Source organism: Streptomyces sp. NPDC002809, from assembly GCF_040295435.1.
In the GTDB taxonomy this organism is placed as follows: Bacteria; Actinomycetota; Actinomycetes; order Streptomycetales; family Streptomycetaceae; genus Streptomyces.
Genome location: NZ_JBEOVJ010000064.1, coordinates 43705 through 49879 on the forward strand (window position 1 = coordinate 43705; position 6175 = coordinate 49879).

4 protein-coding genes are annotated in these 6175 nt (G+C 69.7%); 1 reads left to right on the forward strand and 3 read right to left on the reverse strand.

What is annotated here, in order from left to right; translation table 11 throughout:
- Positions 1 to 7 precede the first annotated feature (7 nt).
- Positions 8 to 1135 carry a hypothetical protein gene (locus tag ABT025_RS29155; RefSeq protein WP_351000795.1) on the reverse strand — a complete coding sequence of 376 codons (1128 nt, stop codon included), beginning with the start codon at positions 1133 to 1135 and terminating at the stop codon, positions 8 to 10.
- 613 nt (positions 1136 to 1748) lie between these two features.
- Positions 1749 to 4457 carry an AAA family ATPase gene (locus tag ABT025_RS29160; RefSeq protein WP_351000798.1) on the reverse strand — a complete coding sequence of 903 codons (2709 nt, stop codon included), beginning with the start codon at positions 4455 to 4457 and terminating at the stop codon, positions 1749 to 1751.
- A gap of 265 nt (positions 4458 to 4722) precedes the next feature.
- On the opposite strand from ABT025_RS29160, the gene ABT025_RS29165 reads away from it, so the two are divergent.
- Positions 4723 to 5337, forward strand: a complete 615-nt coding sequence (locus ABT025_RS29165; RefSeq protein ID WP_351000801.1) for a TetR/AcrR family transcriptional regulator — start codon at positions 4723 to 4725, stop codon at positions 5335 to 5337.
- A gap of 121 nt (positions 5338 to 5458) precedes the next feature.
- Here ABT025_RS29165 and ABT025_RS29170 read toward each other — a convergent pair whose 3' ends face one another.
- Positions 5459 to 5728 (reverse strand): PqqD family protein, encoded by a 270-nt coding sequence (locus ABT025_RS29170; RefSeq protein ID WP_351000804.1) that lies wholly within the window; start codon positions 5726 to 5728, stop codon positions 5459 to 5461.
- Positions 5729 to 6175 lie beyond the last annotated feature (447 nt).

Consider the following 6175-nt stretch of genomic DNA (forward strand, 5'->3'; position numbering starts at 1 on the left):
CGGTTCGTTACGTGGGTGATGTTCCGGGCATGTATGCCGAAGATGTGGCACCGTCCGTTCCCCCGCAGTTATCCGACAGGTCGGACTCTTTCCTTGTCCCGGAAGTCCGGAGCGGTGGAAAGGGGTCGTCGACGAGGCCCGCCCGGGTCAGGTGAACACCTGCTTGAAAGCGGCTGATCGCTCCCTGGGCATCCATGATTTCCGCAATATGCCGGCGGCATGTGCGGACCGATATGCCGAGCCGTCGAGCCACCATTTCGTCTTTGTGCCCCATCGCCATAAGGCGCACTATCGACTTCTTGAGGGCATCGATGGTGTGCGGAGTATCCTTTGCGTCGGGAATGAGCGGGCTTGACGTGTTCCAAAGGTTCTCGAAAGCGGCGCAGGCGAACGCGACCATCGCCGGGTCCCGCACCGCGGCCGCCGTCGTCATGCCCACTCCCCGGGACGAGCCCGGGGAGTGGGGCAGAACGAGCGCTTCACGGTCGAAGGCGACGAGCGGATCGATCAGCTCGGCGCTGGTCCTGACCTCCGCCCCGTGCTGGGTCAGCTCCCGCACCAGGGCCCGGGTCACCAGGTCGCCGCGTATGGCGTGCTGGTAGATCAGCCGGGCCCGCACTCCGCGGTCGAGCAGGTCCAGGGCGATGGTCCGGGCAGCCGGAAAGTCCCGGCAGGGGCGAGCGCCGCTGGGCAGGACCAGGAGGAGTTCCTCCTGGCAGCGGGCGCTCATGTGGCTGATCAGCGTATGCAGGGCCGTGATGCCGGCGGAACCGTCCGCCGGTGGCGGGGCCATGGAGAGCGGCCCCGCCGGGTCCGGCCGGCCCTCCTCGTGGTCACGGGGGCGGCCCGTGCGACGGTCGCGCAGCCGCGCTCCGAGCGCCCGTGCCAGCTGTGCCCCGGTCTCCTCCGCGTCCACCGGGGCGACGCGCTCGTCCTCGGCGGCGTCCGGCCGGATCAGGCCCAGGAGGCGCAGCACCCGCTCCGCGCCGATCGACTGCTCGGGACTCAGGCTCAGGCTCTCGGCGACGTCCTCGTGCTCGAACCGGGTCGCTTCCCCGCTGAATCCCTGCGTCGATGCGCTGTGGTCCAGTGGCGTGCATTCCCCGACCGAGCGGGACCCTCTGGCTGCCGGCATTCGCTGCTCCCCCTTTTGCCCGCAGGTCATTGGGCATCAACTCTAGGGCATCTGGATTTCGTGAAGAGAAATGGAGCGTGAATTCGCTCACGAGTGATCCGAGGGTAAGTCCGTGCAGTGGCGGGAGGGGATACGGAAAGCGTCGGAAGGGTTGGCAAAAATTAACGCGAGGAGGCTCGGGCGGGGTCGTTTCGGTGGTGCTGAGTCAGGGCGGAATCTCCTGGTCCGGAATTTACTCAAGAGTATTCGGAGCAGGATTGGTCGGCACGAGCGTAACCGAGGGGGTTGCTTACCCAACAGTATTTACTCAATTAATGCATTTCATTTACTGTCCCTTTACTTGTGTTCAGAGTGTGACACCGTTTGGGCATGCCGCATGAAGGGAAGAGGGTTTCCCGGCATTCCCGTGCGCTCGCTTCGGTGCGCTCGCTTCGGCCCGCAGCGCGATCGCGGCCGGGCCGGGCCGGGGTGGGGTGGGGCGGGGCCGCGCCTCATGGTCCGGCGTTCCGAGAACGTCCGTGACGTCGCCCCGCCGTCCCCGGGCCCGGGCATCAGCAGCCGCGCGGGTCCGGGGCGGGGCAGGAGCTGCCGCAGCGGGGAGCGCGGCGGCGGATCAGACCGCTTCGGCTGTGGAGACCGTGAGGTGGAGGTCCACCGGAAGGTCCTGCCGACGTGTGATGTTGAGCTTGCGGTAGACGCGCGTGAGGTGCTGCTCCACGGTGCTGACGGTGATGTGCAGCTTCAGGGAGACCTCGCGGTTGGTGTAACCGCTTGCCGCGAGGGTGGCCACCCGGCGCTCGGAGTCGCTCAGCTTGGTGTCGAGTTCGGAGCGGCACTCCTCCGGTGCGCTGCGCCGGTGCATCCGGTCCTCCGGGCCGAGCTCGGGGGAGATCTCCTCGCACAGCGACTCGGCACCGCACTCGCGGGCCAGGTTCCAGGCCCTGCGGAGCACCGCGTCCGCACGGGCGGGCTCGGAGACCGCCCGCAGGGAACGGCCCAGCGCGACGAGTGAACGGGCCAGCTCCACCCGGTCGCCGGAACGGCTCAGCTCCTCGACCGACTGATTGAGCAGGGCCAGTTGCTGGCGCGGATCCGAAGTCACCGCGCGTAGACGCAAGCTGATACCGCGTACCCAAGGCCTGCGCGCGTCCGGATCGGCGAACTGCTGCTCCACGAGCGCCTTGGCCCGCTGCGTCTCGCCGAGCCGGAACAGTACGTCGGCCGCGTCCGTGCGCCAGGGCAGAATCGCCGGCCGGTCCACGCCCCAGCTCTTGGCGAGCCGGCCCGCTTCCAGGAAGTCGCCGAGCGCCGCGTGGAGTTGGTGCGTCGCCATGAGGTAGAGGCCACGGGCGCGCAGGTAGGACAGGCCGTGGGTGCTCTTGAACAGCGTGTCCGCCACGGGCTGGTGGAGCTGGCGGGCCACCGTCGCGTGGTCGCCCATGAGGGTGCGCGCCCGGATCAGTGTGGCCGTCGGACTCCCGATGAACGCGCTGCTGCTCTGCTCGGGCAGGCAGTCCAGCGCCCGGCGCGCGTACTCCTCGGCGGCGTGCAGATCACTCAGGCGCAGAAGCACCGCCGCGAGCGCCGAGGAGAACAGGGCCTGCCACGCGGGGGCGTTCTGCCGCTCGGCCTCGGCGATCAGCTCGCGGCAGCAGGCGGCGGCCCGTTCGGGGTGACCGAAGTAGGAGAGGGACCGCAGGGCGCGCATGACCGGTTCCAGCGTCTCGTCGGTGAGGACGGTCGTGCGCAGGAAGCGTTCGGCGACCGTGGCCTCCGCGCTCTCCTCGGTGCCGGGCGAGGGCCTTCCCTCGCCCGGGCCCCGCGGATTCTCGATCCGCATGACGGGCGCACTCGGCATCTCGTCCGGGCGGGGTCCGTGTCCGGATCCCTCGTGGCCGCCCGCGCCGCCCGCCACGGTCTCCCTGAGGATCATGGACATCACCTCGGCGGCCTCGGCGATGCGGCCCTGCGAGGTGAGGAGTCCGGCCAGCGGTGCCAGACGCTCCACGGCCAGTCGGCCGGAGCGGAGCACCGCGAGCGGGGCGGACAGGTGCTTCTCCGCGCGTCCCGGATTGACCCGCCAGGTGACGGCCGCGAGCCGGGTCTTGATGTCGGCCCGCTGCTGCTCGTCGAGGCTCAGTTCGTGGGCGAGCTCGAGTGCTTCCGTGGCTCGGGCGGGGTCGCTGCGCGTCAGCAGGTCCTCGGCGGCCTCCCGCAGCACGTCCACGGCCCAGGGGGCGGCGTTGAGCGAGCCCCCCATGTGGGTGGCGGCGAGCAGATGCCTGGCGACATCGGTTACGGATTCGCCTTCCAGATGCAGGAGTTCGGCGGTGCGCAGATGCAGACCGGCCAGTCGGTCGGCCGGCACCTGATCCAGGATCGCCCGTTCGGTGTGCGGGTGCGGGAAGCGGTGACCGTCGAGAATCCCGGAAGCGGAGAGCGAGGCGACCGACTGTGCGGCGGCGAACGCCGGGACGCCCAGGAGCCTGCCGGCCCGTTCCGGCGTGTAGGCGTCGCCCAGCACCGCGAGCGCCGCCCCGAGGTCCAGCATGTGCGGTCCGTTGTGCCGCAGACAGGTCAGGACCGCCTGCCCGAACAGCCCGCCCTGCTCGGGCAGGAAGCTGTCCGTGCCGGCCGGGGCGGAGCGGTACTCCTCCAGGAGGGCGCGCAGCAGCAAGGGGTTGCCCCCGCTGATCGCGTGCAGCTCACCCGAGAGCGCCTCGCGAGGTGTGGGGCCGTGGGAGCCGGCCGCGACGCGCCGGCATCCCTCGGGGCTCAGCCTCCGCAGCCGGATGCGCCGCACGTTGCGGCTGCGGAGCAACTCCGTACCGAAGGAGGCGTCCTGGCCGTCCTGGTGCAGGGGAGTCGTGAGTACGAGCAGCATCCTGGTGGAGCGGCAGTGCCGGACGATGTGCTGGAGGTAGCGCAGGGAGGCGCTGTCCGCGTGGTGCACGTCGTCGACGGAGATGACGAGGGGCGTGGCGGCGCTCAGCCGCTCCAGCGCCGCCTGGAACTCCCGCATCGCGCTGACCTGCGGCTGGCCGTCCGGTGCTGTGGAGACCTCGGGGAGCGCGCCGGCCGGTGCGTCTCCGGTCAGCTGTCGCATCAGGCCGAGCGGCAGCTCCCGTTCGGTCGGTGAGCCGAACGCCCGCAAGGACAGGTCGTCGCCCGCTTCGGTCCATTCGGCGAGAGTGTCGACGAGCTCACTCTTGCCGCATCCGGCAGCGCCCTCGATGAGGACGATGCGGGCTGCGCCGCCCCGGCTCTCACCGAGCGCGGTGCGCAGTATCTGGACTTCTGGCTCTCTTTCGGCAAATTCCACTCTGTCCCCCGAGGCCCACGCTGCAGATTGTCTTGTCCCGAGCATTGGGAAATGCCCTGATGGAACACGTGTGGCGTATATGGAACGCGTGTGCGTACGCTACACGCCTATGAGTGTGGCGCACGCTCGGCGTATCCTCTAGTGGCCACAAGTTGCACGCTCGGCGAGGCGCCGTTGTGTTCGGCGGCCAGGTCAACACTTCGCAGTTCCACCGGAGTTCGGTCGGTCTAAGATGCCCCGACAGCTTCGAGTCAAGGGTGGTGCTGTGGGTCACCGTGAAGATCTCCTGGAAGGCGCGAAGCGCTGTCTGCTGGAGAAGGGGTTCGCCCGTACGAGCGCGCGGGACATCGTGGCGGCATCCGGCACCGCTCTGGCGTCCATCGGCTACCACTACGGTTCCAAGGACGCGCTGTTGGTGCAGGCCTACGTCCAGGCGATGCAGGAGTGGGCGGACGAGTTCGGGCCGGACACCGCGATCGGGGCCGACCTCGAATCCGCGGAGTCCACGATCGAGCGCTTCGAGATGGTCTGGAACCGCATCGTCGAGATCTTCCCTGAGCGCAAACCCCTGTGGGCGCTGAGCGTGGAGGTCGCCGTGCATGCGGAGAACCTGCCGCAGATGCGGCAGGGGCTCTCCAAGGCGCAGCCGTTCGGCTGGTCGGCGCTCGTGGCGCTCTTCCACGGCGTGGACGAGAGCGAGGTCGACGAGCAGATGGCGGTCACCCTCGGCCGGTTCTACGCCGCGTTGCTCAACGGGGTGATGTCGCTCTGGCTGTTCTCGCCGGAGACCGCGCCCTCCGGGCGCGACCTGGCCGAGGCGATGCGGGCCATTCTGGTGCTGCACCAGGGCGCTGCCGTGGGTTCGGGCCCGGCTGTCTGATGGAGATCGAGGGGTGACCGGGTGCCCGGACGGGGGCGGGTGCCGCGCCGCCGTCCGGGCGGATGCCGCGCCGGCCCGGTGGGTGTCGCGCCGCCCCGGCAGGTGTGGTGCCGCCGCCCGCTCAGGGCTCGTCGCGGACCAGGCCGGCGTCCCGTAGTTCGCTCACCCAGATGTCCATATCGGTACGGGTGTTCTCCGGGTCCGTACACCAGAGCTCGGCCAGCATCTCGGCCGCCGGGACGAGTTGGCCGTTGTGCTGGCGCAAAGCGATCCACATGGCTGCGGCGACGGGGCTGCACCGGTAGCTGGTGCCGTCCGCCGTGGTGAGGAATTCGAGGTACCCGTCCTCGGTGACGCGTGAGGTGACGCCGTGCTCTGGTCGTACCGGCACTCTGGCCTCCGTTGTCGATAGCCGGCTGGTGACGGCCAACCATGAGGAGGAGGCGTGACCGTGTGCGCGGGGCGGGGGGTGGGATGTCTGTCGGATCGGTCCGTCTGCGGGCGCCGACCGGGTCTGCCTCGCGCATCGGCTCATGAGGGCAGCTGCCCGATGCTGCGATAGACGCTAGTCTAGTACGGTCGTCTAGATTCTGGTGAGGGAAGCGCAACTCTGTCCGGAATACATTGGCCGGAGTCATGAAGCGCGCCTGCCCGGGAGTCGGCTCCGGGCAGGCGCGAGCGGTTCTGCCGAACGGGGCGCCTGTCCCGGCGCCCCGTTCGGTACCCACATGTGTGCGACCGTGGGCGCGGGGCGGTGGGGGCGCGGCCACCGGGGATGAAGGTTAGAGGGTGAGGGGGGGGGGGGGGGCGGGGGGAAGGTGGTGGGGCGAGAGGAAGA